At 34.9% G+C, this 25677-nt stretch carries 33 protein-coding genes; 19 read left to right on the top strand and 14 right to left on the bottom strand.

Features of this window, described 5'->3' with window-relative positions; genetic code table 11:
- Nucleotides 1-11 precede the first annotated feature (11 nt).
- The 11 genes from JNUCC80_RS06075 to JNUCC80_RS06025 are packed head-to-tail and all read left to right on the top strand — an operon-like array spanning nucleotide 12 to nucleotide 8638.
- Nucleotides 12-734: a 3-oxoacyl-ACP reductase family protein gene (locus JNUCC80_RS06075; protein WP_454153544.1), complete on the top strand. Its 723-nt coding sequence runs from the start codon at nucleotides 12-14 to the stop codon at nucleotides 732-734.
- An 11-nt stretch (nucleotides 735-745) separates the two neighbouring features.
- On the top strand, nucleotides 746-1975 hold the full coding sequence (gene fabF / locus JNUCC80_RS06070; protein WP_454153542.1) for a beta-ketoacyl-ACP synthase II: 1230 nt from the start codon (nucleotides 746-748) through the stop codon (nucleotides 1973-1975).
- A 6-nt stretch (nucleotides 1976-1981) separates the two neighbouring features.
- On the top strand, nucleotides 1982-2458 hold the full coding sequence (accB, locus tag JNUCC80_RS06065) for an acetyl-CoA carboxylase biotin carboxyl carrier protein (RefSeq protein WP_454153540.1): 477 nt from the start codon (nucleotides 1982-1984) through the stop codon (nucleotides 2456-2458).
- Between the two features lie 3 nt (nucleotides 2459-2461).
- Nucleotides 2462-2890 (top strand): 3-hydroxyacyl-ACP dehydratase FabZ, encoded by a 429-nt coding sequence (gene fabZ / locus JNUCC80_RS06060; protein WP_454153538.1) that lies wholly within the window; start codon nucleotides 2462-2464, stop codon nucleotides 2888-2890.
- Between the two features lie 19 nt (nucleotides 2891-2909).
- Nucleotides 2910-4280 (top strand): acetyl-CoA carboxylase biotin carboxylase subunit, encoded by a 1371-nt coding sequence (accC, locus tag JNUCC80_RS06055; protein WP_454153536.1) that lies wholly within the window; start codon nucleotides 2910-2912, stop codon nucleotides 4278-4280.
- A complete protein-coding gene (locus JNUCC80_RS06050) occupies nucleotides 4267-5103 on the top strand; it encodes an acetyl-CoA carboxylase carboxyltransferase subunit beta (RefSeq protein ID WP_454153534.1) in 837 nt (278 codons plus the stop codon). Before accC ends, JNUCC80_RS06050 begins: the two co-directional genes overlap by 14 nt.
- A gap of 12 nt (nucleotides 5104-5115) precedes the next feature.
- Nucleotides 5116-5886, top strand: a complete 771-nt coding sequence (gene accA / locus JNUCC80_RS06045) for an acetyl-CoA carboxylase carboxyl transferase subunit alpha (protein ID WP_454153532.1) — start codon at nucleotides 5116-5118, stop codon at nucleotides 5884-5886.
- A gap of 19 nt (nucleotides 5887-5905) precedes the next feature.
- A complete protein-coding gene (gene fabI / locus JNUCC80_RS06040) occupies nucleotides 5906-6664 on the top strand; it encodes an enoyl-ACP reductase FabI (protein ID WP_454144904.1) in 759 nt (252 codons plus the stop codon).
- A gap of 25 nt (nucleotides 6665-6689) precedes the next feature.
- A complete protein-coding gene (locus JNUCC80_RS06035; RefSeq protein ID WP_454153530.1) occupies nucleotides 6690-7319 on the top strand; it encodes a 4'-phosphopantetheinyl transferase family protein in 630 nt (209 codons plus the stop codon).
- Nucleotide 7320: 1 nt separating this feature from the next.
- Nucleotides 7321-8097, top strand: coding sequence for a biotin--[acetyl-CoA-carboxylase] ligase (locus tag JNUCC80_RS06030; protein WP_454153528.1), 777 nt, complete (start codon nucleotides 7321-7323; stop codon nucleotides 8095-8097).
- 13 nt (nucleotides 8098-8110) lie between these two features.
- Nucleotides 8111-8638, top strand: coding sequence for a biotin transporter BioY (locus tag JNUCC80_RS06025; RefSeq protein ID WP_454153526.1), 528 nt, complete (start codon nucleotides 8111-8113; stop codon nucleotides 8636-8638).
- 50 nt (nucleotides 8639-8688) lie between these two features.
- Here JNUCC80_RS06025 and JNUCC80_RS06020 read toward each other — a convergent pair whose 3' ends face one another.
- Both JNUCC80_RS06020 and JNUCC80_RS06015 read right to left on the bottom strand, forming a co-directional pair.
- On the bottom strand, nucleotides 8689-8967 hold the full coding sequence (locus JNUCC80_RS06020) for a hypothetical protein (protein ID WP_454144896.1): 279 nt from the start codon (nucleotides 8965-8967) through the stop codon (nucleotides 8689-8691).
- Between the two features lie 206 nt (nucleotides 8968-9173).
- The gene (locus JNUCC80_RS06015) at nucleotides 9174-10256 is read right to left on the bottom strand and encodes a zinc ribbon domain-containing protein (protein WP_454153524.1); all 1083 of its coding nucleotides are present in this window, start codon (nucleotides 10254-10256) and stop codon (nucleotides 9174-9176) included.
- A gap of 125 nt (nucleotides 10257-10381) precedes the next feature.
- On the opposite strand from JNUCC80_RS06015, the gene JNUCC80_RS06010 reads away from it, so the two are divergent.
- Nucleotides 10382-10582, top strand: coding sequence for a hypothetical protein (locus JNUCC80_RS06010; RefSeq protein ID WP_454153522.1), 201 nt, complete (start codon nucleotides 10382-10384; stop codon nucleotides 10580-10582).
- On the opposite strand, the gene JNUCC80_RS06005 is transcribed toward JNUCC80_RS06010, so the two are convergent.
- Nucleotides 10579-11013 carry a GNAT family N-acetyltransferase gene (locus JNUCC80_RS06005; protein WP_454153520.1) on the bottom strand — a complete coding sequence of 145 codons (435 nt, stop codon included), beginning with the start codon at nucleotides 11011-11013 and terminating at the stop codon, nucleotides 10579-10581. The genes JNUCC80_RS06010 and JNUCC80_RS06005 overlap by 4 nt on opposite strands.
- Before the next feature lie 14 nt (nucleotides 11014-11027).
- Nucleotides 11028-11672, bottom strand: coding sequence for a hypothetical protein (locus JNUCC80_RS06000; RefSeq protein WP_454153518.1), 645 nt, complete (start codon nucleotides 11670-11672; stop codon nucleotides 11028-11030).
- Nucleotides 11673-11798: 126 nt separating this feature from the next.
- Between JNUCC80_RS06000 and JNUCC80_RS05995 the strand changes: the two genes are divergently transcribed.
- On the top strand, nucleotides 11799-12356 hold the full coding sequence (locus tag JNUCC80_RS05995; RefSeq protein WP_454153516.1) for a hypothetical protein: 558 nt from the start codon (nucleotides 11799-11801) through the stop codon (nucleotides 12354-12356).
- Between the two features lie 36 nt (nucleotides 12357-12392).
- Here JNUCC80_RS05995 and JNUCC80_RS05990 read toward each other — a convergent pair whose 3' ends face one another.
- Nucleotides 12393-12599, bottom strand: a complete 207-nt coding sequence (locus tag JNUCC80_RS05990) for a hypothetical protein (RefSeq protein WP_454153514.1) — start codon at nucleotides 12597-12599, stop codon at nucleotides 12393-12395.
- 156 nt (nucleotides 12600-12755) lie between these two features.
- Here JNUCC80_RS05990 and JNUCC80_RS05985 point away from each other — a divergent pair, with 156 nt between their 5' ends.
- Nucleotides 12756-13577 carry an abortive infection family protein gene (locus JNUCC80_RS05985; protein WP_454153512.1) on the top strand — a complete coding sequence of 274 codons (822 nt, stop codon included), beginning with the start codon at nucleotides 12756-12758 and terminating at the stop codon, nucleotides 13575-13577.
- Here JNUCC80_RS05985 and JNUCC80_RS05980 read toward each other — a convergent pair.
- Nucleotides 13574-14746, bottom strand: a complete 1173-nt coding sequence (locus JNUCC80_RS05980) for a restriction endonuclease subunit S (protein ID WP_454153510.1) — start codon at nucleotides 14744-14746, stop codon at nucleotides 13574-13576. The two genes, JNUCC80_RS05985 and JNUCC80_RS05980, sit on opposite strands and share 4 nt — an antisense overlap.
- A gap of 188 nt (nucleotides 14747-14934) precedes the next feature.
- Here JNUCC80_RS05980 and JNUCC80_RS05975 point away from each other — a divergent pair, with 188 nt between their 5' ends.
- The 3 genes from JNUCC80_RS05975 (at nucleotide 14935) to JNUCC80_RS05965 (ending at nucleotide 17309) form a co-directional block, all read left to right on the top strand.
- Nucleotides 14935-15450 carry a DUF5067 domain-containing protein gene (locus JNUCC80_RS05975; RefSeq protein WP_454153508.1) on the top strand — a complete coding sequence of 172 codons (516 nt, stop codon included), beginning with the start codon at nucleotides 14935-14937 and terminating at the stop codon, nucleotides 15448-15450.
- A gap of 168 nt (nucleotides 15451-15618) precedes the next feature.
- A complete protein-coding gene (locus JNUCC80_RS05970) occupies nucleotides 15619-16131 on the top strand; it encodes a DUF5067 domain-containing protein (protein ID WP_454153506.1) in 513 nt (170 codons plus the stop codon).
- Nucleotides 16132-16433: 302 nt separating this feature from the next.
- A complete protein-coding gene (locus JNUCC80_RS05965) occupies nucleotides 16434-17309 on the top strand; it encodes a replication initiator protein A (protein WP_454153504.1) in 876 nt (291 codons plus the stop codon).
- A gap of 56 nt (nucleotides 17310-17365) precedes the next feature.
- Here the strand turns inward: JNUCC80_RS05965 and JNUCC80_RS05960 are convergent, their stop codons facing one another.
- Entirely contained in the window at nucleotides 17366-17671 is a 306-nt protein-coding gene (locus JNUCC80_RS05960) for a TM2 domain-containing protein (RefSeq protein ID WP_454153502.1), read from the bottom strand.
- Between the two features lie 195 nt (nucleotides 17672-17866).
- Here JNUCC80_RS05960 and JNUCC80_RS05955 point away from each other — a divergent pair, with 195 nt between their 5' ends.
- Nucleotides 17867-18394, top strand: coding sequence for a hypothetical protein (locus JNUCC80_RS05955; RefSeq protein ID WP_454153500.1), 528 nt, complete (start codon nucleotides 17867-17869; stop codon nucleotides 18392-18394).
- Between the two features lie 144 nt (nucleotides 18395-18538).
- On the opposite strand, the gene JNUCC80_RS05950 is transcribed toward JNUCC80_RS05955, so the two are convergent.
- The 6 genes from JNUCC80_RS05950 to JNUCC80_RS05925 form a co-directional block, all read right to left on the bottom strand.
- A complete protein-coding gene (locus JNUCC80_RS05950; protein ID WP_454153498.1) occupies nucleotides 18539-19309 on the bottom strand; it encodes a DUF1643 domain-containing protein in 771 nt (256 codons plus the stop codon).
- A 65-nt stretch (nucleotides 19310-19374) separates the two neighbouring features.
- Nucleotides 19375-19590, bottom strand: coding sequence for a hypothetical protein (locus JNUCC80_RS05945; protein ID WP_056974811.1), 216 nt, complete (start codon nucleotides 19588-19590; stop codon nucleotides 19375-19377).
- Entirely contained in the window at nucleotides 19590-20381 is a 792-nt protein-coding gene (locus JNUCC80_RS05940) for a ParA family protein (RefSeq protein WP_454153495.1), read from the bottom strand. The genes JNUCC80_RS05945 and JNUCC80_RS05940 overlap by 1 nt, the downstream gene beginning before the upstream one ends.
- 204 nt (nucleotides 20382-20585) lie before the next feature.
- Nucleotides 20586-21194: a hypothetical protein gene (locus JNUCC80_RS05935; protein ID WP_454153493.1), complete on the bottom strand. Its 609-nt coding sequence runs from the start codon at nucleotides 21192-21194 to the stop codon at nucleotides 20586-20588.
- 32 nt (nucleotides 21195-21226) lie between these two features.
- Nucleotides 21227-21550, bottom strand: a complete 324-nt coding sequence (locus JNUCC80_RS05930; RefSeq protein ID WP_454153491.1) for a hypothetical protein — start codon at nucleotides 21548-21550, stop codon at nucleotides 21227-21229.
- A gap of 118 nt (nucleotides 21551-21668) precedes the next feature.
- Entirely contained in the window at nucleotides 21669-23237 is a 1569-nt protein-coding gene (locus tag JNUCC80_RS05925; protein WP_454153489.1) for an ATP-binding cassette domain-containing protein, read from the bottom strand.
- A 192-nt stretch (nucleotides 23238-23429) separates the two neighbouring features.
- Between JNUCC80_RS05925 and JNUCC80_RS05920 the strand changes: the two genes are divergently transcribed.
- Nucleotides 23430-24308 (top strand): hypothetical protein, encoded by an 879-nt coding sequence (locus JNUCC80_RS05920; RefSeq protein ID WP_454153487.1) that lies wholly within the window; start codon nucleotides 23430-23432, stop codon nucleotides 24306-24308.
- 65 nt (nucleotides 24309-24373) lie between these two features.
- Here the strand turns inward: JNUCC80_RS05920 and JNUCC80_RS05915 are convergent, their stop codons facing one another.
- Nucleotides 24374-25222, bottom strand: coding sequence for a replication initiation protein (locus JNUCC80_RS05915; RefSeq protein ID WP_454153485.1), 849 nt, complete (start codon nucleotides 25220-25222; stop codon nucleotides 24374-24376).
- Between the last annotated feature and the right edge of the window lie 455 nt (nucleotides 25223-25677).

The raw sequence follows: 25677 nt of genomic DNA, 5'->3' as shown, positions 1-25677 counted from the left end.
CATTATTTTAAATGAGTACTGAAAAAAAAGTTGCCCTAATCACTGGTGGTGCCAAAGGTATCGGATTAGCAACTGCTAAACGTTTAAGTAAAGATTTTAAAGTCGTTATCAACATTCACAGCGACCCAACACCTGAACAATTGAAAATTTTTGATGAATATCACCTAACTTATGTTAAAGGTGATGTTGCTTCCGAAGCTGACAGCAAACAAATTATTTCAGATATTGTTGATGAACATGGTCATTTAGATGTCCTAGTTAATAACGCAGGTATCACACGTGACAAATTAATGACACGTATGAAACAAGCTGATTTTGAAGATGTAATTAACACTAACCTAACCGGAACATTTAACATGTCTAAATTTGCTTTAAAACAAATGCAACGTCAACGTTCTGGTAACATTATCAACCTTTCAAGTATCGTTGGTCTAAATGGAAATATTGGTCAAGCTAACTATGCTGCAAGTAAAGCTGGAATTATTGGTTTAACCAAGACAATCGCACGTGAAGGTGCACTTCGTGGCGTTCGTTGTAACGCTGTTGCACCCGGTATGATTGAAACTAGCATGACTGATGCACTTAGTGATAAAACAATGGATTACTACAAAGAAACAATTCCTTTGAAACGTTTTGGAACAGCTGATGAAGTTGCCCAAACTGTGGGATTCTTAATTCAAAATCCATATATCACCGGACAAGTTATCGCCGTTGATGGCGGTTTGACAATTTAGGAGGGCTTTTTATGACTAGAGTTGTAATTACAGGAATGGGAGCTGTTACCTCACTTGGTAACGATAGCCAATCATTCATCAAATCTATCTTAGATTCAAAATTAGGTATTTCTAAAATCGAAAAATTCGATGCAAGTAATACAGGTGTTTCTGTTGCGGGTGAAATCAAAGATTTCGACGCTACAAAACGCTTAGAAAAAAAGCAAGCTAAAAGAATGGACTTGTTCTCACAATACGCACTTTACAGTGCCATTGAAGCAATGGAACAATCAGGATTAACTGAAGACACTATTGATCCTGAACGTCTAGGTGTTATTTATGGTTCAGGTATTGGTGGTTTAACAACTATCCAAGAACAAGTTACAAAAATGAATAACAAAGGGCCTAAACGTGTTTCACCTATGTTTGTACCAAACGCTATTATTAATATGGCTGCTGGTAATATTTCAATGCACTTCAATGCCAAAAACACAAGTCAAGCGATTGTTACAGCTTGTGCATCTGGTACAAATGCCATTGGTAATGCGTTTGAATTAATCAAACAAAACAAAGCTGATGCCATCATTACAGGTGGTTCTGAAGCTTCTGTTAACGAAATTGGAATTGCTGGTTTTGCTTCTCTAACAGCTCTTTCTACTGCTGAAGACCCAGCTAAAGCTTCAATGCCTTTTGACAAAAACCGTCGTGGTTTTGTTATGGGTGAAGGTGCTGGTACATTGGTTCTTGAAAGTCTAGAACATGCACAAGCTCGTGGTGCTAATATCTTAGGTGAAGTGATTGGTTATGGTAGCACAAGTGATGCTTTCCACATTACACAACCTGACCCTGAAGGTAAAGGTGCTATTCGTGCTATGAAAGAAGCAATCGACGAAGCTGGTATTTCTGTTGATGAAGTTGATTATATCAATGCTCACGGAACAGCTACTGGTGCTAATGATTCTGGTGAATCAAAAGCCATCGCAAGTTTATTCGGCACAAATGATCACGTTAGAACAAGTAGTACTAAAGGTATGACAGGTCACTTATTAGGTGCTGCTGGTGCAATCGAAGCTGTTGCAACAGTAGGTAGTTTGTTAAACAGCCAAATGCCTGAAAACGTCGGTGTTTATGAACAAGACGATGCTTGTCAAATCGAACTTGTTAACAAAGAAAATGCGAAAGCAGATATTACATATGCCATCAGTAATTCATTTGGATTCGGTGGTCACAATGCGGTAGTTGCTTTCAAAAAATGGAGTTAATCGCTAATGAATGAGAAACAAATTGAACAATTATTTGATAAATTTGAAAATTCTTCACTCAAAGAGTTTGAGCTAGTTAAAGGTGACTTTAAACTTTCACTAAGTAAAAGAGAAAGTGCTGCTCCTCAAGTAGCTGCTCCTGAAGCTATTGCACCCGCTCCTGCAACAACTCAAAACACTCCTATGACAACTGATATGCCAACAGAAACAGAAGGGACAGCATCTGCTGCCCCTTCTAATATTGAAGACATCAAAAGCCCACTTGTTGGTGTGGCTTACCTAGCACCAAAACCTGATGCAGATGTCTTCAAAAAAGTTGGCGACCTTGTCAAAAAAGGTGATGTTGTTTGTGTGATTGAAGCAATGAAAATGATTAATGAAGTCAAAAGTACCGTTGATGGTGTTGTCAGCTCAGTAAATGTTGAAGACGGCACAATGGTTGAATTTGACCAATCACTATTTTCAATTGAACCTAAGGAGTAACTTATGACTCAATACAATAGCCATGATGTCTTTGAAGCAATTCCTCAACGCTACCCGTTTATGATGATTGATACGATTAAAGAAATCAATCCTGGTCAAAACGCCATTGCCACCAAAAACGTCACGATTAATGAATGGTTCTTCAAAAGTCAAGATCCTGATCATTTAGAAATGCCTCGTCCTTTGATTATTGAAGCACTTGCTCAAACAGGTGTTTGTGCGTTGCTTTCACAACCAGAATTCGAAGGTAAAAATGCCTTTTTTGGTGGGATAAAGTCAGCTGAATTCTCAGATGGTTTTTACCCTGGTGATGAATTGACTCTTGAAGTTAAGCTAAACAAAATCAAACGCAATATCGGATTAGGGACAGGACAAGTCGTTCGAGATAGCAAGGTTATTTGTGAAGCGGAGCTCATGTTTGCTATCCAATAATCCGAGGAGGAATGACATCATGTTTAGTAAAGTCTTAGTGGCTAATCGTGGAGAGATTGCCTTACAAATTATTAGATCTTTACAAGAAATGAATATTAAAGCTGTTGCAATTTATTCAACTGCTGACAAAAACGAATTATTCGTTAAACAAGCTGATGAAGCGGTTTGTATCGGTGAAGGACAACCTGCCAAATCATATCTGGATATGTCAGAAGTCATTAGTGCAGCTGTTCTAACCGGATGTGAAGCACTTCATCCAGGATATGGATTCTTATCTGAAAATGCTGAATTCGCTGAATTATGTGAAACTTGTGGCATTACTTATATTGGTCCTAAATACCAAACAATTAACCTAATGGGGAATAAATCAAATGCACGTCTAGCTATGAAAAATAGCGGTGTGCCAGTTATCCCTGGTAGTGACGGCTTGGTAGATACTGCTGAAGATGCTGTCAAAATTGCTGAACAAATCGGCTACCCTGTCATGCTAAAAGCAGCTGATGGTGGTGGTGGTAAAGGTATGCGTCAAGCAAACAACAAAGAAGAAGTGCTTTACTTGTTTGAACAAACTCAACAAGAAGCTAAACTGTCTTTCAACAACGGTAGTCTTTATTTAGAAAAGATTATCGAAAATGCTAAGCATATTGAAGTTCAAGTCATGAGTGATCAATTTGGCAATACTGTTTATTTCCCTGAACGTGATTGTTCACTTCAATTCCATCACCAAAAGGTATTAGAAGAAACCCCTTGTCGTTTAATCAACGATACTCAACGTCAAAAATTGGGTGAAATTGTTGTTAAAGCTTGTCAAGAAATAGGGTACTTAAATACTGGTACTTTTGAGTTCTTAATGGATGAAGACCAAAACTTTTATTTCATGGAAATGAATACAAGATTACAAGTTGAACACACTGTTACTGAAGAAGTCAGTGGTGTTGAAATGATTAAGACACAAATTAAAGTAGCTGCTGGTGAAAAACTTCCCTTCAAACAAGAAGATGTTAAAGCCACAGGTCATGCTTTAGAGTGTCGTATTAATGCTCAAAACCCAGCCCAAAACTTCGCCCCTTCTCCTGGTCAAATCAAGAAATTGACTTTACCTATGGGAACATTAGGTGTTCGTATTGATACTGGAATCACGGCCAATAGCTTCATCTCCCCTTACTACGATTCAATGATTGCAAAATTAATTGTTCACATGGATACACGTGAACAAACCATTAACAAGATGAAGCGTTTATTAGGTGAATTTGATATTGAAGGTGTCAAAAGTAATCACCTCTTCTTGAGAGATTTACTTTCTGACAAAACAGTTGAAAATGAAAACTTCAATAACGATTACATCGAGCATTCATTCTTCAAAAGGTGGGTATCTGATGACGCAAAATAATTTATTTCAATCACCAACACCAGAACAGTTAACCGAACGTATGGATCACATTCCATCAAATACGATGATTGCTTGTCCATATTGCCAAACTAAGTTCTTCAAAACACAACTTGATGAGTTTCGCCAATGTCCTGAATGTCATTACGGCTTTCGTCTTTTGGCACATGATCGTATTAAGCTATTATGTGATTCTTTTGAAGAAACAGAAAAAGATTTGGCACCTTCAGCTACTGATTTCCCAGATGAAAAATACCAAAACAAGATTAAACAAGCTAAAGCTACGACAGGTCTTAACGAAAGTGTTTTGAGTGGTTTAGCTAAAATTGCTGATCAAGATCTTGCTCTAGGTGTTATGGATCCTTACTTTATTATGGGGAGTCTTGGAAGTCAGACTGGTGAAAAAATTACACGTTTATTTGAACTAGCAACTGAGAAAAAATTACCTGTTGTCTTATTTACGGCTTCAGGTGGGGCTAGAATGCAAGAACGTATCTTTTCATTGATGCAAATGGCTAAGGTTTCACGTGCTGTTAGTGAACACAAAAAAGCTGGATTATTCTACTTAACCGTATTAACTGATCCAACAACTGGTGGGGTAACTGCTAGTTTTGCTATGCAAGGTAATATCACAATGGCTGAGCCTCACGCTTTAATTGGTTTTGCTGGTCAACGTGTTATTGAACAAACCATTCACCAAAAGGCCCCTAAAGATTTTCAAAGAGCGGAAACGCTTATGAAAAATGGATTTGTTGATTTAATTACCCCACGAGACAAACAAAAAGAAGTGATTGCCAAGCTATTGCGTTGGCATCAAACAAAGTAACGAGGTGATTTTATGACAAAACAAACCGCTTATGATAAAGTTCAAGCTGCTCGTCATCCTTCAAAAATCACGGCTGATAATTTAATTAGCGCGCTTTTTGAAGACTTTATTGAGCTTCACGGGGACCGCCACAATAAAGATGATGAAGCAATTAAAGCTGGTATTGGCACATTGAATCACCAACCAGTTACAATCATTGCCACACAAAAAGGTACTGATACAAAAGAAAACATCGATCGCCACTTTGGAAGTCCTGAACCTCAAGGTTATCGTAAAGCCTTGCGATTAATGAAAGAAGCTGAGCGCTTCAACCGCCCTATTATTACTTTCGTCAATACGCCTGGTGCTTATCCTGGTGTTGATGCCGAGTACAATGGACAAGGTGACGCTATTGCGCAATGTTTAATCGAAGGGGCTCAACTTTCTGTTCCTTACCTCTCTGTTATTTATGGAGAAGGTGGAAGTGGTGGTGCTTTAGCACTTGCTTGCGGAGATCAAGTTTGGATGTTTGAAAATAGTACTTATTCTGTTTTATCTCCTGAAGGTTACGCTGCTATTTTATGGAAAGATGCTAAGCTAGTTGAACAAGCTTCAGAAGAACTCAAATTAACGCCTGAACAATTAATCAAAGAAGAAATTATTGATAAAATTGTCCCAGAAGTTCAAGATGTTCCTTCTGCTCAAAAGCTAAAAGACCTACTAGCAGCTGAAATCGATAAATTACAAGCACTTTCAACAGAAGATTTATTAAACCAAAGAAAACAACGTTTTAGAAAATTTTAATTGATGGAGTGAAGACTTAATGAGTACGTTAATGCAAGGAAAGAAAATTGTCGTAATGGGAGTTGCTAACTCTCGTAGTATTGCTTGGGGTTGTGCTAAAGCGCTAGAAGAAAACGGTGCTGAAGTTATCTATACTTACCAAAACGATCGTATGAAAAAAAGCCTAACAAGAACTGTTGGCGAAGATAAATCAATGATTGCTTGTGATGTTGCTGATGACGATAACGTCACAAAAGCATTTGAAGAAATTCATGAAAAACACGGTAATATTGATGGTGTTATCCATGCGATTGCTTTTGCTGATAAAGAAACACTTGAAGGTGGCGTGTTAAACACAAAACGTGATGGTTACCGTATGGCTCAAGATATTAGTTCATATTCACTAATTGCGGTATCTCGTGCTGCAAGCCGTATCATGAACGAAGGCGGAAGTATTGCAACACTAACTTACTTCGGTTCAACTCGTGCTATCCCTAACTACAACATGATGGGAATTGCAAAAGCTGCCCTTGAATCAAGTGTCCGTTACTTAGCTCGTGACCTTGGTCCACAAAAGATTCGTGTGAACTCAATTTCTGCTGGTGCAATGAAAACACTAGCTGTTACAGGAATTAAAGAACATTCTAAATTGCTACAACTTTCACGTGACTTAACCGTTGACGGTAACGAAGTGACACTTGAAGAGATTGGAAATGTTGCGACATTCCTAATGAGTCCACTTTCAACTGGTGTTACTGGTGACGTTATCTACGTTGATAAAGGTGTTCACCTTTCATAAAAAACTGCCATTTTTCGGAGGTACCATGTCAAGTCATTATCATCTCAAATACGATACGACAGACAATACCCTTCATCAACCACTCTTTCAACAATTCAATCAATCGAAGCATTGCTTTGAGTTGCCAAAAACCGAATTGAAACAAAAACAATTCATTTTAGGTAGAAAATTATTGGCTGACCTTTCTGGTCTCCCCCTTAAAAATCTCCTATCCAATGAATTATTCGAATTCAATTCACTTGGTAAACCAACTCTCAAAAAAAGCAATGCTTTTTTCTTTAGTATTGCCCATTCACACAATCACGTCATTGTCGTGACTAGCCAAACAAATATTGGTGCGGATATTGAGCAATACCAACCAATCAATCCAAAACGATTTCATCGGGCTTTTTCAACCAAAGAATGGGATTACTTGATGACACTTAGTCAAGATGAACAATCCTACACCGCACTCAAACTCTGGACAATTAAAGAAGCGGTTCTTAAAGCAATTGGTGTTGGCCTTCCGGGTAACCCAAAGTCCGTTGAAATTGATCTTTCAACTTTCAAATCAGCCAAACGATATAACCGAGAATTCACATTGTTTGATCATTCAACACAACACTACTTACTCAGTGTTGCGTTAGAAAATTCAGCACAATCAAAGGATAATTAACATGGTTTCACCCCTTTCAAAAACTGACTTACTTCATCATCAATCTCACCTGAAATCATTCAATATTGAGTTATTTGAGAGTATTGATTCCACCAGTACTTATGCTAAACATTATATTGAATCAGCTCATCTTGTTCTGCCAAGTATCTTTGCAACAACTCAACAAACTGCTGCTTATGGCAAAGAAAGTCGACCATTTTTTACCCCTAAGGGGTTATATGTCACACTCGTCTTACCTATTACAAATCTGAAAGAACTCAATCCGGGGCTATTAACGATTTCAGCAGGTTTAGGTGTATTAGATACTTTAACCAATTACTTCCCTAATCAACTATTTCAATTGAAATGGGTCAACGATGTCTTGCTAAATCGTAAAAAATGCGGTGGCATCTTAACTGAACTCATTCAACATGATGACCAGCACTATTACTTGGCTCTAGGAATTGGATTGAATATCCAAACTCCTGACCTACCAGATGAACTCAAAGCGACTGCAACAGCTATTGATGCTAAAAATGTTAATCAATCAAACTTGCTAGCTGATTTGGTAACCCATGTGATTCATCGTTTGAATAATCAAGCTAATCCAAGTCTCATCAACGAATATCAAGCTAATTCCTACTTACTAGGACGCACAGTTACTATCAAAGGCCATCAAAAAGCTTACACGGGTTTAGTTCAAGGTTTTGATGAATTGGGCGGGCTGATACTCGAAAACGAGTCGGATAAGCAATTGTTAACTTTTTATAGTGGTGATGTTTTCAAAATTCTATACTAATCCTGGAGGATTTATGACAATTAAAGATGTAACTTACACTGCCTTATTCACGGCATTAATTATTGTTCTGGGCGTATTTCCGCCTATTACAATTGCCATTCTTCCCGTTCCTTTGGTCATTCAAAACTTTGGTGTGCTACTAGCTGCCATGATATTGGGTCCTAAAAGAGGAACACTATCCGTTTTTATATTTTTAGTTCTTGTTGCATTAGGCTTACCTTTTCTAACAGGTGGTCGAGGTGGATTTGGTGTCTTCTTCGGCGCAACAAGCGGGTATTTAATCGCTTGGTTGGGTATGCCACTGGTTATTGGCCTAGTCAAACGTCTTTTTGGCCAGTCTGAGAAATGGTATGCGACGCTACTGAGCCTGATAATTGGCGGTATCTTATTCGCTGACATTGTCGGTTCAATCGGTATTACCTTAGTGTCTGGTATCCCCTACTTCAAAGCGTTGAGCTCTAATCTTGTCTTTCTGCCAGGTGATTTAGTTAAAGTAATTTTGACCTTTATCATCTATCAACGTGTGAAAAAACATATTTAAGCTAAAAAAACGGTACATCCTGATTTAATCAAGATGTACCGTTTTTTATTTTAGCGTGTTTCTTGTACGCGACTATTTAGGAAGTGAAGACCTTCTGCATTAATTTTATCAATTAATAAGCTGAAGTAATCACTATTAGGTTTTTGACGAATACTGATTTTAACGAAGTTACGTTCTTTGAAATCATCTAAAGATGCTTTGATTTGATCAAAGTTCACGTCGTTTTCTTCTTCGAATTTCTCTAAATCTTTACGATTGACAAATCCTTTTCTGTTCATTTCATTATAAATATAAACCATTAATAAGGTTTCTAATCTTTCAGATGTCATTTAATTAATCATTCCTTCTCTGTTAGTAGAATTATTCTAGCATAAGCTAAGTAAAATAATCTAATTTAACTTAAATCAAAATTCACTAAACAGGATAAAAACCGCGTGAATACAGTGATTAATTTTTTTGATAATCCTTGCGCTTTGTCAGTACTATCCACAATCAGTAGCGTTTACTTATTTTTTGTGTACAGGATATAGTGTTTTTAACGTTTTCTTTGAAATAAACGATAGCCTGCAAAAATAACCATCAAAAGCATCGCAATGAAGAAAATATTGGCAGTCATACCAAAAATTCCTGTGTTAGGATTGAGTAAACTTCCTGAATAAGATCCTAGAAATTGGTTAGCTTTTTCGCTGACGTAATACATCATAAATCCAAAAATTCCAACTTCCAAAAGTGCTGCGACAAATCCTAAAAATCGTAATATTTTTGAACGTGTAAAGCAAGAAAGTATAATAACAAGTATTGGCATCAAGACTAGTCCATATCCTAAAGATTGGATGAATCCTGCTCCACCACCAGAAGAACTGCCAAAAAATCGACCAACGCCTTCAATCATTTTGATATATGAACTAGTTTGACCAACAAGACCATATAAACTGGCGTTACTATTTGCGATGAATCCCGCACCTAAAACACCATATAATGTTACAAGGCTAGAGATTAATAATAAGAAAGATGAGAATCCTGAGCCACTTTTCTTAACGTAATTCTTTTTTTGGTAATACGTTTTGTACTGTTGGTGAGTAATACGTTTTTGACCAGCTGATTGAGTGGGGGCATCACTTTCATTGCTTTCACTCTTTTCAGATTTTGAAACAGCACCACTATCTTCGGGGGTTTCATCAGAATGTTTGTACTTTGCGTTTACTTCATTTGCTTCTTGAACACCATCTTGAAATTTTCGTGTCATTTTCCTATAAAAGTCACGTACCTGTTGATTGGCTTTGATTGTTTTGCCCTTATGTGAAAGTGCCTTCATATATAACACAATCGTAGCTATAATGAGTAACAAAACGCCTAGCCATTTAGAAAATAAGGTGAACAAGAACACTAATCCGTAAACGGTATATGACAATTCAAAATTGTTCTGCAAGAACTGCTTTAATCTAATTAGTCGTTCTTTGTTAGGCTTATACTTCTCAAAATCTTGTTCTACTTTTTTACCTGCTCCTACTTTTTGACCACATTTTGGACAAAACAGAGCGTCTTCACTAAGAATTGTGCCACACTTTGAGCATTTCTTAGCTTCTTTATCATTTTTTCTGGTTAATTTTTCGGTCATTAACCTCACAACCTTTCTGGGTTTGTTTCAATTTTTTATTTTTTAAAATCATTGACGGCTGACAATCTCTCAATTTATGCTAGAATTATTACCATAATAACGATATAAAAGAGAGGTTCATCAGTATGAACGAACAAGAAAAGCAACAGCAAAAGTTAATTAAACGTACCTATATCTACTTCATTGTTGGGTTCGTCTTTTTCACGTTTATCTTTATTGCAGCCCTTATTCAAAATATTTCACTGTTTACTATCATCGGACTGATTGGTGCCATTGCTTGTGTAGCCAGTGGTTGGGTTATGTATCGTAAACTCAAACATCTCTAAAGGGTTTTGATCATCCAGATATGTTCGATTGGGGCGTTATCTAATAGGTAAACTTCACCAAAAGGCTCATAGCCTTTCTTTTCATAGAACTTCTGAGCTGAAACGCGTGCTTCAAGCACGACTTCAGCTCTTTTTTGATAGTTGGCTTCTGTTTCCATCGCCATAAGCAAGTTACTACCCACGCCTGAAGCTTGAATCTCAGTATCTACACATAGGTAATCCACTTTGGCGCGCTTGTCATTCACATAGGACAAACTCCCCATACCAAGCAGTTGTTCTCCGTCAAAAGCGCCAATGATATAGCCATGGGCTTCTCCTGATAAATCTTCATCACGAATATCCAAGTTCAATGGCTTCTTCATCACACTATTGCGTAAATCAAGTGTTTCTTGGTAACGGTCAGAACCATAATCAATTGCTTTTAATTGCATTTGTCTAAAACTCCTTAAACTAATAAAAATGTAATTGTTTGATCACTATAAGACGTCACGATTTTATCACGCGTTGGGTTTTCGTTAAAACGCTTCAAGGCTTCTTCAAAAGTCATCGTTGATTTACTTTCTTTTGAAAACGCAATCTCACGATGCTCTTTCACAGAAGAAATCCCTTGAATATAACCTGCTGCGATAAACTCATGGTTGAAGTTAAAAATCACGCCGTAAACTTCAAGCTCATGGTGAGGATTCTCATCCAAACAGTCTCGATAAGCTCGCACTAAAACATCTTTAGTTGTAAAAGTTGGATTATCATTGCCTTTATCCAACAAAATCGCTTTACGCGAAAGCTTGCGTAACAAGTAAGCTAAGGGCTTATACAATAACGCTGAAGCAATTGTTGATATCACAAAAGTCAGTAGTAGAGTGACTGGATTATTAAAGTCTGCCAGTTGTGGTTCTTTCATCCAACTGGACAACCCAAAGCAAACCGACAATCCAATCAAACTAGGAAGTAGTGAAAATCCTAATACAAAAACTCGCTTATCTCCTTCACTCCCATCTAATGAGAGATAGCCTCTTTGACTTAGAAAACGATACAATAAGTATCCTGGAAATCCACCTGTAATTAGTGGAATTGATAAACTTGTAAACATTTTTCTCCTCCTTTATTTTTAATATACACTTGATTAACTTTATTGAAAATCCCCAACCTTTTTTAATCCACATTTTTTTGCATTTAGAGTATACTAAAATTAATACATAGAATTGGAGGAATTAAAATGGATTTTGTTAAATCAGAAAAAGTGAAGTATTTTTGTTTGGGGATTTTGACTGTAGCGATTCTTGTCGGAATTGTCTTCATCATTCCTTGGGCTAAAGTTTGGGATACTTTGACAACCTCATTAGTCATTGCCTTTGTGGCAGTTGTTGCTTTAATCGTGATTTTGCTTGTTTACAATTACCTAAGCAAAGACCAACTTGGCAACAAAGAAGGTCAAAACCAACTTTCTATGGCACTAGCTGCTGTTCAAACCCCTACTCAAGAAGATTTGTTGAAGCTACAGTCTTTAATCAATCCACTACCTTTTAAACAAGAACATTATGCTAACCATAACAAGTTAGAAGCTTTAATTACCTTGTTCTGTCAAAAACATAAAGAAGATGCCAAATTGAACAAAAAAGAAGATCAAGAAATCTTCCGCTTACTTGCTCACTTAGTCCTTGTTTATAATAATGAATTGAAATACAAATCAATTATCAGAAGTAATGCTAGTGTTGAAGCGCAACTTGTTCAAAACTACAAGCTAGATGACTTACTACACGAATTACAAAAATAAACCAAAAAAGACCCGACTGATTAGTCAGGTCTTTTTTTATTGTTCATAATCGTCAAATCTTTGAGGATTATCTACCACTTGCTTAATTACTGTGCCACATCTGCCACAAAAATAATAAGTAATATTAGAACCTACTCCAAAAATTCGACTACCACGATAACTGCGTAATCTTCCGTAATCTCTTTGACGACCAATTTTGATTTGCATACTCCCACAATCAGGACAGCTTAACTTCTTATTCATTAGACTAACCTCCGTTTTTTGATAACTTGGTTATAGTCTAACACTGAACTGGGGAAGTTCAAGAATTAGACTTCTACATAATTCATAAGTTGTATAATTTTCTCAAACCTGTATTATCTAAGATAATGTTGATTTTACATAGTGGGGGATTTTTACATGGGATTAAGTATTAGTGACAAATATACTCTTTTCTGTTTTTTTGAAAACATTAAAGAACTTCATGACTGTGACATAGATATTTTAAATTTAATATCTAATAACATTTTAAAAAAAGAAGTATTTTCTGAAGAGATAGACTCAAGGACAAGTATTAAGAATGTAATATTTGATTCAAATTTATCAGTTGAAAAAGTTTTTAATTTCGTTCAGGAAATAGCTAGTGTTGTTGTTAGACAATGTGAAAATGGTCTGATGGAACAAAGTGATTTAAATCATCTTATAGATATGGATAGCCTAATGGGAAATTATAAATTCGATAATCCAATTTTCGAAGATTTTAACGCTCATGAAATTATGCAAAAAGATATGATTACAAAAATTATTCAAAAAATGCTGGTTGATTCTGAGAATTATCCCGAAGATTCTATAGGAAAAGCAAAAGAATTAATGGAAGCCGTTATGAAAACTATTTTAGATAAACGTGATGTTAACTATAAAAGGAAAGTTAACATGCCTACATTATTTAAAAAGGTCTATCAAACACTTAATCTGAATCCAGATACAAGCTCAGATTCAAAACTAAGTGATATTACTAAACAAATTCTTGATGGATTTAAGGATTCAACTGAAGGCTTAAAAGATTTACGCAATAATTTTGGTTCTGGGCATGGTAAATCAGAAGAAGAAATCATAAAAATAACACCAAGATATGCTCACCTAGCTATTAACTCAGTCTATACGATTATAATTTTTTTAATTGAAACCTATGATTATGTTTCAAATCCTGATGATAACAAAGAAAATGTTCTGCCATTTTAGCAGAACATTTTTTGTAGATAAGCTTTTTTAAGTTGTTTTAAGTTGTCGACTTTTTGCTGGTATAAATTGATTTCTTGGTCAATTGAACTAAATAGTTGACCAATTTTTTGTTGCTCTATTAATCTAGGAACCTTAGTCTTAGTATTTTGTACTATGGAAATATAATGACGAGCATGTCCTTCTTTTAAAATTTTTTCGGAATTAAGTCTCTTATATGCAAAAAATAAGTCGAAATTTTCCTTTGCTGTAAGAATTTTAATAGCTGATGATTTCACTTTATAATCGAAATTGACAAATTTATTATCTAATGTGAAGTCATCAAACACTATAGAGTTCCCTCTACCATAGATGTTTTTTTCTTTTGTATAACCTAATACAAAAGATTTATTAGCTGTTAGTACTGGTGTTCCATCATCAGAATAATTATCATCCTCTACTATATACTTATCGGGTCTTTCATAGTCAAAAATACATTTAAAATATGTGCTATGCCAATCGTCTTCAAATTGACTAAATCTCATTAGTGGTTTTAAATTAACATCATGATAGTCAACAAACATTTTTTGGGTTAACACTTCATTTAGTTCTTGTTTTAATCGTAACTTTTTGCTATTGAGTTCAATCAACTTGTCTAACTTAGCAAAAAACTTTCCTATCTTTTCTTGCTCTTTCACATCATTAGTTACTATAACCTTATTGCTTAACAGTTCTTTTTTAGTAACTCCTTTTATAGACGTTCCCTGTAGGTGATTTTTGACTATATTCATGATTTTATAAAGTGAATAAGTCACGAAATAAGGATTATAATTTAACTCACTTAAGGATAAAAAATCCTGACTAGTTGAATATTCATAGGGTATATAAGCTAATTTTCCAACACCAACACGAGATACTATAGCAATAGACTCAGAAGGGACAAGCTTTGCACTAGATTCATTTACTGCATTTTGCGTTATGTGTTTTTTAAGATTAATATTTATGACATCATCTTGTTCCAAATCAGAACTCTGAATCCATGGTATTGTACCATTAGTCCAATAGGTTTTATCCTTTGTTTTTGGCGTTCCCCCACCAATAAAATTATTAGCTAATGCTTCAACTTTAACTTCTTCCCACTCATCTTGAAATCCCTTAAATCTTAACTTTGGTACTCGAGTTTTATTACTCATGCCATCAACTCTCCATAACTGTCTTTGATAAGTTTATTATATCGTTTAACACCATCTTAACCAAGTTATGACAGAATTAATTTCCTAACCTACCCTTATTAACTCTTTTATAAGATACTTTATGAATTGTGATTTTGACCCTTATTCTTGTTATAGTGGGCTTAGTTTTTAAATGGAGGATAGAATTAATGAAGAAAAGTTTAACTGTATTAACATTGAGTGGGGCTTTATTGCTAGCAGGTTGTTCTGCTAATAACAATTCAATCCACACCAATTCTCAATCAGCTGTTTCAAAAGATGATGACGTGACTTATAAAGATAACGTAGCTAATACTAAACGGATGCGAGTAGAAATCACGGATCATAAAGTCATTAATCCCGGGGAAAAAGGTAATGAAGAAGGTGTTACCCCAATCATGGTGTTTTGGTACACAGCAACGAACAAGACAGACCAAGGGCTAACTCCTAGCGATATTTGGGGTCTGCTTTTTACTGCCTATCAAGGCAATACAACGCCACTTGAGGGACAAGATGTTGAAGAGTCTATTCGGATTGGTCACCCTTTGGCTCCTATTGAACAAAATCACAGTGCACAAAACATGATTGCCTTCAAATTACATGATAAGACTGCCCCATTGAAACTGGTGATTGAAGATAAATTTAATAATCAAAAACTTGGCGAACAAGAATTTCCAATTAAATGATACAAAAAAGACAGCTATAAGAGCTGTCTTTTTGTTTACTTATGATAATAACAGGATTAGTTTAATGGTCTAGCCTTTTTAACTCTTTTATAAGATGCCTTATAAATTATGATTTCACCCCTTATTCTTGTTATAGTAAATTCACTTTTAGAATGGAGGGTAAAATTAATGAAGAAAAGTTTAGCCATATTAACAATGAGCGGTACTTTATTGTTAGCAGGTTGTTCTGCTAATGATTCAGCTGCTAACACCAGTTCACAAGTCGATACACCAAAAGATGATGAATACACCTACAAGAATGGCGTTGCCAATACTAAACGAATGCGAGTGGAAATCACTGATCATAAAGTCATTAATCCTGGGGAAAAAGGTAATGAAGAGGGTGACATGCCTGTTATGGCCTTTTGGTATACAGCTACAAACAAATCCAAAGAAGATATTTCATTAGACTTAATGTGGTCACTTCTGTTTTCCGGTTACCAAAGTGGAGCAGAACAGTTATCAGGACAAGGAATTGAGGGCATTAGTTTTGCTAGTCATACTCGTAATGTTAAACCCGGCCAAACAGCCAAAAGTGCAATGGGATTCAAACTAACTGATAAGACAACTCCGTTAAAATTAGTTGTGCAAGACATCTTTACTAATCAAAAACTAGGCGAACAAGAATTTCCTGTTGAATAGCACAAAAAAAGACAGCTCTTATAGCTGTCTTTTTGTTTACTTATGATAAATGTTTGACTTTGGTTTTTAATTAATGTTTAATTAAATTATGAATAAAAAAAACGACCGTTCCGGCAAGAACGGTCGACAATATTAGATTTTTAAAAATGAAGATCATGAAGATATAAAACGTAGTAGTTTTTAATGGAGATCAATCAAAATTAAAAAACTATAAGAAAAGTTTGACACACATTTCTTTAATTTATACGTTAATTATACCATCTTCATTTTAAAAATCAAAAAAATTTAAGGAGATTTTTAAAATGAATCAATTTTTTATGTTTGATAAACAACTACTCGAGGACAAAAGACTAACTAATGATGAAAGAGTTTGCTATATGTTGCTAGCTGATCGCATGAAGTCATCAGTTAAGAGAAGTGACTTTTTTGACGCCAAAGCAAAAGCTCACTATGTCATCTACACTATTGTTGAACTAATCGAAACATTGGGAACTAAACGTAACAAGACAATCAAAATCCTCAAGAACTTGGAAAAATACGGCTACATTATCAAAAAGAGAACTTACAGCAAAGCAACCAAATTGTTCTTGCCAAACTTTGAAGATGTGACAACTCAAGAAGTTGTAAGTTTAGATGACAAACCTACAGAAGTTTACGAAACAAACTCTAATCAAACTAACCTTAACCAAACTCATACAAATGATACAACTGACACATGGGACATTTTGGAAGAAATTATTGAAAACAAGGTTAAACCTCAAACCAAAGAGACCCAATCAGAAGAATTAATTCAAGAACCAACTGTTGATATTAATGCTACTATCCAAAAAGATGCACTTGAGGTCTTAAAAGCTTCACTAGTTGCAACGGGACTTCCTGAACCTTTGGTCAACACCCTGAGAGCCTATGCTTTCAATAATGCTGATAAGTTATATCAGTATGCTGGCTTAATTTTTAAAGCCAAAAGTGTCGCTAAGAAGAATGCTGAACGACTAATTGGGCGAGCTGAAGCTGCCTTCAAGTTTGAATCAAATCAGTTTATGACGATGAAATTAACTTCTGATATCAAAAAAATCATCCTCACCTCACAACGTGTCGCTAAAAACAAAGCCGCTTACATCATGCGTTCGCTTATCAATTTATTTGAAGAGCAAGCCAACGCTTATTTGATAGCGTAATCTGTTTAAACAAAAAAAACACCTCCTAATGATTAATTAGAAGATGCTTTTTAAAACTATCTTTTACGACTTAAAATGTTATTAATAGCTTCTTGTTCAACTTGTTTTTTGTTTTCATTAATAATTCCTGGAATTAAAAACAAGTCTACAAAAGCCCAAACAGCACTAACAACAGATCCTACAACGGTAATGGCTAAAACCGTCATTAAAATGGCAGAACCTTTTTTACCTAAATAGTATCTATGAATACCTAGTACCCCAAAAAACAAGCATAGTAAGTACGCAACAACGATGTTTTTACTGTTCTTTTCTACCTCAGAATTAACCAAAATTTGCTCTTCAGTTGTCAAATTATAATTCATTTTATATCTCCTCTAAAATCATATTCCTTTTAACTTTACCACACATTGATTGACAACCGTTTAAATCTCACTTTTTTAAGCTATAAAACAACTATTATAACGATTACGTTTTCCCAAACATGTTAGGATGAGACCTGTCAATCCTCCACAACTATGATATACTCACAACACTAAGGTAGTTGGAGGATAATTTTGATGAAGAAATATTTAATTGGGATTGCAGTAATTGGTTTAATTGCAATTAGAGTAACGCTAGACAACCACAAAGTTGGTCAACAACCTGTGATGGCTGAAACGCCTGCGCAGAATCTATCATTTGAAAACGGTATTGCCAAAACGAGTTTTGCGACAGTTGAAGTAACTGGACATCAGATAATCAAACCTGACAAAAACCGAGAATTGTATAAAGATTCCACATTAATGTTGATTAACTTTAAAGCAACAAACAAAGCTTTTGAAGAAGGTCCAACGACACCTGAATTCCTATTCTCAACCGCTTTTGCTGGTACACAAGAAGACAAAGTTAACAAGTCCGAACAAGGACTTGATAGCCTTTCAGTAGAATATTTAGGTATTCATAATTCTGAAGATCGAGTTGAAATTGGCCAAACAGCCGAAGGTAGTGTGGCTTTTGTCATTCGAGACAACTCAAGACCCTTGAAGCTAGTAGCCAATAACTTTGCTGAAAAAGAAATCGGTTACCAATATTTACCACTTGAATAATCAAATCCACTATATCAGTGGGTTTTTTGTTTTCCCAAAAATGTAAGGATGAAGATTAGGGTAAATAAAAAGATTAACGGTATAGTGGATTAATTTGTTGTCTAATTACGGAAGCATAACACAGGATTTATTACGTTTAACTAACTATTTATACATATTCATTAATTCATCAATTGTTGATACTTCTATATATTCTTTATCAAGATACATACGCATTTTTTGAATAAATTTGATTTTATCAGCATATAGGTTCGTAATACCTTTCGTAGTCTGATTAAAATATTCACTTTTTTTCGTGTCAAGTTTATATAAATGAAAATCACCGTTACAAGCCTTAGGGTGTCTTCCAGAAATATATTTACTACCAGAAGTACCTAAAACATAAATATTATTAGGATTATTTGACTCTATATCATCCAAGATAATTTTATATAGTTCTTGATAACTTCTCGTTTTCTTCTTCGATGGGGTATCTTCTATCTCGCCTGTTGCCAATAAAAAATCAAAATTAGTTAATTCTTCATTAATATAACGATTAATAAACTTTCTATTTATTTCTAAACTAATATTTTCATTTTGTAGTTTTTCTTCTGCAAATTTAGAATTTCCATCTACTAATGGAGATAAATTAAAAATCACAATTCGTGAGTATTCCATACAAAAATTATCTATTATAGTTGAAACTGTATTATCCATTTGATTTTCGTTCGCGGTGCTTGGATTTTTCATTAAAATAACTAGTGTTTTACTATTATTTTGATATTTCATTTTTATATTCAAAATAAATCTATAAATCGAATTATTTAGTAGTTGCTTCAAGTTATCCAGTTGTTCATATTGACATATCGTTTCTTTTAAAATATTATTCATAGTTTCTGGTTTATGGGTTGCAAAGTGCCATTCTTTATTAGTCAAAATATTCTCCAATAATGATATTATTTTTAATACAGTTAGTTATAAATAGTAAAAAAAGCCCTTTTTTAATATTCATCAATATGTTCTGATAAGATTTTTTCAAGTAAACGTGAACTTGAACCGAATCCTGTTTCTTCTGATTTATCATCTAAACGAGCCTTTAGTGAAGGTGTTAGGGTAAATGAGAATGATTGCTTACGTTCTTTTTTAGGTTTTAAGTGACGATTATTAATTTTTTGTCTTAATGAATCTTGTTCTAGTTTGTTGATTTCAAATGCCATTATTGTGAAATCCTTTCTGTTAAATTACTAAAGATGTCATCTAATTGTTTATATAGTGTATGAGCTGATTGTGTATTTTGTTCTTCAAGTAAAGTGAAGACTGACTTATTTTCAAGCGTTGATTTATTGAATACTTCTCGATAAGGCACAGACAAATCTGTTGCCACATTATCAAACTGTGCAACGCTATCTAAGAACTCGCGTGAGGATTTAGTATTATGTTTAATCATGTTAGGGACATAAAGTGTTTTGGCATCAATGTAACTTTCACGTGTGCGAATATCGATTGTCTCTTGCTTCAATTCTTCCATACGCGCATTAAAGATACCCAAGTTCATGAACCCAAACTCACTCGGTTCTAGCGGACTAATCACGTAGTGACTGACTGCAATCATATTCTTAGTAATTGTCATGAAATCAGGGTGACAATCAATCAAGATATAATCGAAGTCTTGAATTTGTTCAACGTTATCTTGTAACCACATCATGAATAACAAGTTTTGGTTGTTACGTGTAGCTAAAGTTGCTTCAAGACGATCTAGTTCAGGCGAACTAGGTAAGATGCTAAGTTGATCATTGATTTTATGCAAATCAATATTCTGACCTGTGAACACATCATATAATGTATCCGTTTCAGTTAGTGCGCCATAGATATGACTCAAACTGCCTTGGTGGTCACTATCAACCAACAACACTTTTTTACCTTGTCCAATTAAATATTCTGCAAAGTTGAAAGTCAATGTGGTCTTGCCAACACCGCCTTTAACCGCAGCAAAGCTGATAATTTTCATAATAACCTCCTATAACATAATATAGTATATCATAGCTTATTAAAATATAAAATATTATATTGTAATATATTATATTTCAAAAAAAAGCTGGTACGTGCGTACCAACCTCTTTGAAGTTTTATAGAGTCTTCACTATAAAGCCCCGGAAATAATAACTCGATTATATCAGGAATTAGTGTGTGAAACTAGCAATAATCAATAAGATTATTGTCCGTTATTAATATTTTCAACAGCATAATTAATTTCATCGGTCATGAAATTTCTGGCTTGTAATTGTGTGCGATAGAAATTATCGTCTTTTGGTCCTGTATAGGCCCCATTTTCTTTAAGATATAGTGCATATCTCAATGCTTGCTTGTTGAAATCCCAGTTCATGTTATGAAGGATGAACCAAGCAGATTCCGCTCCACATTCATGTTTAACTGTATCAAACATGCCAAGTTCTGAGTAACCTAACGCAATTAATTGTTGGGCTCTTTTGACACCTTGTTGATATTGATCAGGGATAATATCGGTTGATAAAATACTAAAATCAAATTCAGTAAAGGTTTTATCATCACGTGATTGTTCAGACTGAATATGAGCTTTTGTCCCATCTAACCATTGCTTTTGTCCTAGTTGATACCAAGTTTTGCCATCAACGACTTGACGGTTAAAGGCCTGCCAGCTTGTCCCAGCGTCTACAAATCCTGTTGGGGTGGTGGGACTGCCGACCATATTAAATTTGCTATCTGTCGGTGATGACCATAACTGACTGCTTTGATCAGCAACAACAACTGCATTAAGTGCTTGCGTTGAATTCTCTCCACCCACATCATAGTACTTACTACTTGCATATTCATTATTCAGAATGGGTTTCCTGGGTGATTTAAACCGCCATAAACGATGGAAGGCGGTAGAATAGCTGTCATTGCACGTGTATTCCCCATCGGAAAAATATCAGAGTTAATATCATTCGTTAGCCATTGTGATCCCGTTGATAAATAGTGACCAACGGGTTCTGGTGTCGACCCCACATTTTTCCAAGTGGTAATCCCATAGCCTTTGACATAATTAACGGTTGCTGTGTGGTCTGGTGCGGTTGCTGCTTGTGTTTGATTATGTCCACTTGTTGCCAAACATAACGTTGCTGCACAAATCACACCTAAACCAAATACTGTCTTGTTCATCTTAATGCCTCCTAATTACGGCTATCTTAGCATAATAATTTTTGAAATCGAAATAAAAGCAATCAAAAAAGACTGCGGTGATAATGGCAGTCTTTTTTGATGTAAGTTTTGTCTGTTTTTAACCCAGTTTATCTAAATAAACAACCTGATCATATTTTTTAAGTTGGTCATCTGATACTTTATGCGAAACCTCGACTAAAGTCTGTTTAGCATTAAGCAAATAGTTAGAAATTTTGTCACCTGTTTCAACATCTAAAGCCGATGTAACTTCGTCTGCCAAGATCATGGAACGATTAGCTAATAATCCCCTAGCAATTTCCAGACGCTGAATTTGTCCTCCTGAAAGGTTATTCCCATTTTCGCCAACTTGATAATCTAAACCTTTTGAGGCAACAACGTCTTCAAGTTGCGCCGATTGAATAACAGCTTCCAAATCAGACTGACGGTACTCATTTCCCATTGTGATATTAAACAAAATCGTGTTATCAAAGATGAAAGGATCTTGTTTAATCAGAGCTGCTGCTGTTTTTAAGGAAGCATGAGATGAACTCTGTCCATTAATATAATAACTTCCTTCTGAAAAATCTAAAAATCCGGCAATCGCTTTCAATAAAGTTGACTTTCCATAACCTGAAGGTGCAACGATTAATACTTTTTCACCTTTATTGATTGTTAAATTTAAATTATCAAACAATGTTTTTCCTTCAAGTGCAATAGCCCCATTTTGAATCTGTAGCGAGTTCACTTCGATATTGTCTTTATCTTGATGGTTGTCATCATTGATACTTCTAAGCAGTTGACTTGTATCAGCAGTTGTTTGGCGCTCATTAATAGCTCCTAACATTGCTAGCAATGGATTAATTAAGTTATTTGAAATCTGAACAATAGCAATTAGCTGTCCAACCGTTAGAAATCCACTCAACACTCGAAAGATACCAAAGCCAATCGCTAAACTTAGAATAGCTAAGTTAGCGACAGCGTTAACCGTGTATGTACTAATGCCAACCATGTCATTCATTTTTGTTAGCGCTTTTTCTAATGCCGTTGCAGATTGATTAAAGTTCTTTTCTGCTACGTTTTGAGCTTTGTAGTTTACAATCGTGTCTATACCAGAAATATAGTCGGTTGTTTTTCCCATGTAAGCACTGTTTTCTTTTGACCATTCTTGTGAAGTTGCTTTGATTTTGCTTGAGAAAATTTTTGAAGCTAAAACTGGTAATAAAGAAGCCCCGAAAAAGACTAATATAGTCACATAATCTAGCAAGATTCCATATCCAATAGCAAATAAAAACATCAACACATTACGCATAATCGAAATTTCGTTCAAAATGCCTTTAGTCTCTAATTGTTTCAAATCATTGGTCATTAAGGAAACATCTTCCTTAACGGGATCACCATGAGATTTGGACATCAGATGTTTAAACAACTTAATTTTAATGTTCTCATTACAGCTTTGTACAAGCCGATTTTTCACTCTAATATAGATAATATCCAATCCGAACAAAATAATTAATCCAACAACAGAAATCACAATTGTCTGTATTAGCTCACTATAATTTCCCTGAGTTGCAATTGTAATAAAGTTGTTCACGACCCACGCGAAAAAGACCGATTCAGTACTCACCAGAACTGAAAAAATAACCGTCAAATAAAACCACTTTTTGTCCCCGTAATTGTATGCATTCATTCGATAATAATTGCTCCTTTTTAATTTTTTGTTAATTTTCGTTTAATGTTAGCGATTAGGATAGTGTCTGTCAAGTTTATTTCTTTTTTTAACCTAAAATCGACTGTTAAAATTCAAAAGCATGTTAAAATTAAACAAAAAACGAACTTTATAATATTCAAATTAAATAAAGTTCGTTTGTTGGAGGTTTTTATGTCTGCTTTAGTTTTATGTCTAATGGCTCTGGCATCATCTGTCAGTCGAGGTCTTATCAGTGTCATCGATCGGTTTCAAATGGGGATTAAAAAACAAGATATCACTATCGTTAATTTCAAAAATAATTTATATACTTTTGGTTTAGCGACCCTCTTGGCTGTTGTCTTTTTGAAACAGGATATTTGGCCCATGTTATTAGACTACAAAATCATGTTGTACGCGCTATTGGCACAAGCTGTAGCAATTGGCTATAGCTATTTATTCAAGTCATTGACGGTGGCTGAATCTGTTGTAGCAAGTAAATTCTCAGACTTGTTAATTCCCATCGCACTTTTTGCTAGCTCGGGGAGCTTCAGTCCGTCGAGTTATCTCATCTCGATTTTAACAACCGTAATCGTTTTTACTTTGATGATTACAAAGTACGACCGCAGTATTCTGAGCGGGATTGCCATTATCACGCCACTTTTAGTGATACAATCTGTTTTATCACCAATTTTGACGAGTGGTTATTCAATCACAACTAATCGTTTATTGGCGTTTACATACTGCACAATCGTTTTTAGGCTTATTATCGTACTCTTTATGCTATTTGCTAAAAAAACACCGCTAAAGGGGCAAAAATCGCAAAATAAGGAATCAACAGCTAAAGAGGTGCTCATTTACTTCTCTAGAACAGTCTTAACGTTAGTTGCTCAAATTGGATTCACTTTTGCAACATCGGGAAATTCGAGTCTAGCTTGGATCTTGTTAAATATCACCTCACTTTATGGCGTTGTCTTTTCAAGCTTTATCCTCAAAGAAAAGCTCAATTTAAAAGCAATCATCGCATTGGTTCTAGTATCAGGTTTAACAGTCATCAAATCTTATTGGGGTTAACCAAATAAAAAAACACATCACAGTTAACGTGATGTGTTTTTTTAATGTAAGTTTTGTCTGTTGGTTTAAGCGTGTACTTCATCAATTTGAGTTAAGATATCGTCTAATTGATGGTTAACAGCTGTTGTTTGAACAGCCTTTTTCTTCGACCAATCTGTTGCAATTTCTTGGTGAGTTGCTTTTGCAGGTTGGTTAGTTGTGGTTTCTTTGAAGTTAAAATCATCTTGTTTACGTTCTTCAGGTTTGAAGGTGAATTGATAAGCAGCAATCGGATTGCCTCGTCCTTTTTTGTGAATAGGCGTAATTGTCAAATCTTCAAAAAACTCGTCTAAATTCTTTTGGATTGTCTTCAAAACCGTACGTGTAACTTCAGCGTTACTGTAAGATTTTGGGATATCCATTAACTCTCTGAATTCGTCCTTTTTGAAGTAAGCAAAACCTGTTGTTCGATATTGTTTAAGCAATCTAAATGCTGTTTTGGCATATGTGCTGTTGATGTTGTTAAACTCGTGAAGTGAATACCGTACCCACTCTTCTAAGTTGTTGAGTAGCGGCAGGGCTTCTTCGTAAATCTTGATGTCAACATACGGCTCATCTGCCGTTCCCCGAATTGTGAATTTTGAAAATAGCACAAAGACTGTTTCATCAAGTCCATTGGCATTTTGATCAATAAATTTTAAGTCTAAAATTTTCTTGTAAGTCTTGCGTAAGTCATTAACAAACCGCTTATTGGCTGTTGGCTTGTACTCACTTAGATCTTTTAACTTGCTAAAAGTAAATCTTACCGTCTCGTCTTTTCGATCTCGCATTTTTGAGATAATCGAAAAAAATAAATTCATTTCAGTTGCTGTGAATTTTTTGAGAGGGATAGTATTTAACTTGGGACTGTATTTCGTTATCTCGTTATTTGCCATCTCGTTCTCCTCCAAACTGCTTATAGCCATACTATAAATCTTTTGATGTGATTAGTCAATTATATTTACATCAAAGATTTATTTTTTTTTAGACAAAATTTACATCAAATAAAATCACTTATTTTTAGACAAAATTTACATCAAATCACCTCTTTTTTTGAGGGGGGGTCTTTTATATATTCTTTTTAAATTCTTTTTAAGTTCTTTTTAGGGGGGTTTCAGCCCACGCCCAGCAAGGCTCGCAGAATCTTTTGATGTAAGTTTTGTCTGTTTTTGATGTAAGTTTTGTCTGTTTTTGATGTAAGTTTTGTCTGTTTTTGATGTAAGTTTTGTCTGTAAAAAACACGATTTAATGTAAATTTTGTCTGTTTTGATGTAAGTTTTGTCTATTGAAACAATAAAAACCCTTATTCTTATTAGGATTTAGGGCTTTTTTAATGATTAAAAGTATTAAA

This window comes from Holzapfeliella sp. JNUCC 80 (assembly GCF_053667655.1).
This window is presented reverse-complemented; position numbering and strand designations above follow the sequence as displayed.

What these genes read in the sequence shown, in the direction of transcription:
- accB (WP_454153540.1), top strand. Translation starts at nt 1,982, where the DNA reads ATGAATGAGAAACAAATTGAACAATTATTTGATAAATTTGAAAATTCT.
- JNUCC80_RS05965 (WP_454153504.1), top strand. Translation starts at nt 16,434, where the DNA reads ATGAATCAATTTTTTATGTTTGATAAACAACTACTCGAGGACAAAAGA.
- JNUCC80_RS06005 (WP_454153520.1), bottom strand. Translation starts at nt 11,013, where the DNA reads ATGCAATTAAAAGCAATTGATTATGGTTCTGACCGTTACCAAGAAACA.
- JNUCC80_RS05990 (WP_454153514.1), bottom strand. Translation starts at nt 12,599, where the DNA reads ATGAATAAGAAGTTAAGCTGTCCTGATTGTGGGAGTATGCAAATCAAA.
- JNUCC80_RS05975 (WP_454153508.1), top strand. Translation starts at nt 14,935, where the DNA reads ATGAAGAAAAGTTTAACTGTATTAACATTGAGTGGGGCTTTATTGCTA.
- accC (WP_454153536.1), top strand. Translation starts at nt 2,910, where the DNA reads ATGTTTAGTAAAGTCTTAGTGGCTAATCGTGGAGAGATTGCCTTACAA.
- JNUCC80_RS05955 (WP_454153500.1), top strand. Translation starts at nt 17,867, where the DNA reads ATGAAGAAATATTTAATTGGGATTGCAGTAATTGGTTTAATTGCAATT.
- fabZ (WP_454153538.1), top strand. Translation starts at nt 2,462, where the DNA reads ATGACTCAATACAATAGCCATGATGTCTTTGAAGCAATTCCTCAACGC.
- JNUCC80_RS05940 (WP_454153495.1), bottom strand. Translation starts at nt 20,381, where the DNA reads ATGAAAATTATCAGCTTTGCTGCGGTTAAAGGCGGTGTTGGCAAGACC.
- JNUCC80_RS05925 (WP_454153489.1), bottom strand. Translation starts at nt 23,237, where the DNA reads ATGAATGCATACAATTACGGGGACAAAAAGTGGTTTTATTTGACGGTT.
- JNUCC80_RS06010 (WP_454153522.1), top strand. Translation starts at nt 10,382, where the DNA reads ATGAACGAACAAGAAAAGCAACAGCAAAAGTTAATTAAACGTACCTAT.
- JNUCC80_RS05985 (WP_454153512.1), top strand. Translation starts at nt 12,756, where the DNA reads ATGGGATTAAGTATTAGTGACAAATATACTCTTTTCTGTTTTTTTGAA.
- JNUCC80_RS05980 (WP_454153510.1), bottom strand. Translation starts at nt 14,746, where the DNA reads ATGAGTAATAAAACTCGAGTACCAAAGTTAAGATTTAAGGGATTTCAA.
- JNUCC80_RS05970 (WP_454153506.1), top strand. Translation starts at nt 15,619, where the DNA reads ATGAAGAAAAGTTTAGCCATATTAACAATGAGCGGTACTTTATTGTTA.
- fabI (WP_454144904.1), top strand. Translation starts at nt 5,906, where the DNA reads ATGAGTACGTTAATGCAAGGAAAGAAAATTGTCGTAATGGGAGTTGCT.
- JNUCC80_RS06015 (WP_454153524.1), bottom strand. Translation starts at nt 10,256, where the DNA reads ATGACCGAAAAATTAACCAGAAAAAATGATAAAGAAGCTAAGAAATGC.
- JNUCC80_RS06000 (WP_454153518.1), bottom strand. Translation starts at nt 11,672, where the DNA reads ATGTTTACAAGTTTATCAATTCCACTAATTACAGGTGGATTTCCAGGA.
- JNUCC80_RS05995 (WP_454153516.1), top strand. Translation starts at nt 11,799, where the DNA reads ATGGATTTTGTTAAATCAGAAAAAGTGAAGTATTTTTGTTTGGGGATT.
- JNUCC80_RS06020 (WP_454144896.1), bottom strand. Translation starts at nt 8,967, where the DNA reads ATGACATCTGAAAGATTAGAAACCTTATTAATGGTTTATATTTATAAT.
- JNUCC80_RS05920 (WP_454153487.1), top strand. Translation starts at nt 23,430, where the DNA reads ATGTCTGCTTTAGTTTTATGTCTAATGGCTCTGGCATCATCTGTCAGT.
- JNUCC80_RS06025 (WP_454153526.1), top strand. Translation starts at nt 8,111, where the DNA reads ATGACAATTAAAGATGTAACTTACACTGCCTTATTCACGGCATTAATT.
- JNUCC80_RS05960 (WP_454153502.1), bottom strand. Translation starts at nt 17,671, where the DNA reads ATGAATTATAATTTGACAACTGAAGAGCAAATTTTGGTTAATTCTGAG.
- JNUCC80_RS05915 (WP_454153485.1), bottom strand. Translation starts at nt 25,222, where the DNA reads ATGGCAAATAACGAGATAACGAAATACAGTCCCAAGTTAAATACTATC.
- JNUCC80_RS05945 (WP_056974811.1), bottom strand. Translation starts at nt 19,590, where the DNA reads ATGGCATTTGAAATCAACAAACTAGAACAAGATTCATTAAGACAAAAA.
- JNUCC80_RS06035 (WP_454153530.1), top strand. Translation starts at nt 6,690, where the DNA reads ATGTCAAGTCATTATCATCTCAAATACGATACGACAGACAATACCCTT.
- accA (WP_454153532.1), top strand. Translation starts at nt 5,116, where the DNA reads ATGACAAAACAAACCGCTTATGATAAAGTTCAAGCTGCTCGTCATCCT.
- JNUCC80_RS06050 (WP_454153534.1), top strand. Translation starts at nt 4,267, where the DNA reads ATGACGCAAAATAATTTATTTCAATCACCAACACCAGAACAGTTAACC.
- JNUCC80_RS06030 (WP_454153528.1), top strand. Translation starts at nt 7,321, where the DNA reads ATGGTTTCACCCCTTTCAAAAACTGACTTACTTCATCATCAATCTCAC.
- JNUCC80_RS05930 (WP_454153491.1), bottom strand. Translation starts at nt 21,550, where the DNA reads ATGAACAAGACAGTATTTGGTTTAGGTGTGATTTGTGCAGCAACGTTA.
- JNUCC80_RS06075 (WP_454153544.1), top strand. Translation starts at nt 12, where the DNA reads ATGAGTACTGAAAAAAAAGTTGCCCTAATCACTGGTGGTGCCAAAGGT.
- fabF (WP_454153542.1), top strand. Translation starts at nt 746, where the DNA reads ATGACTAGAGTTGTAATTACAGGAATGGGAGCTGTTACCTCACTTGGT.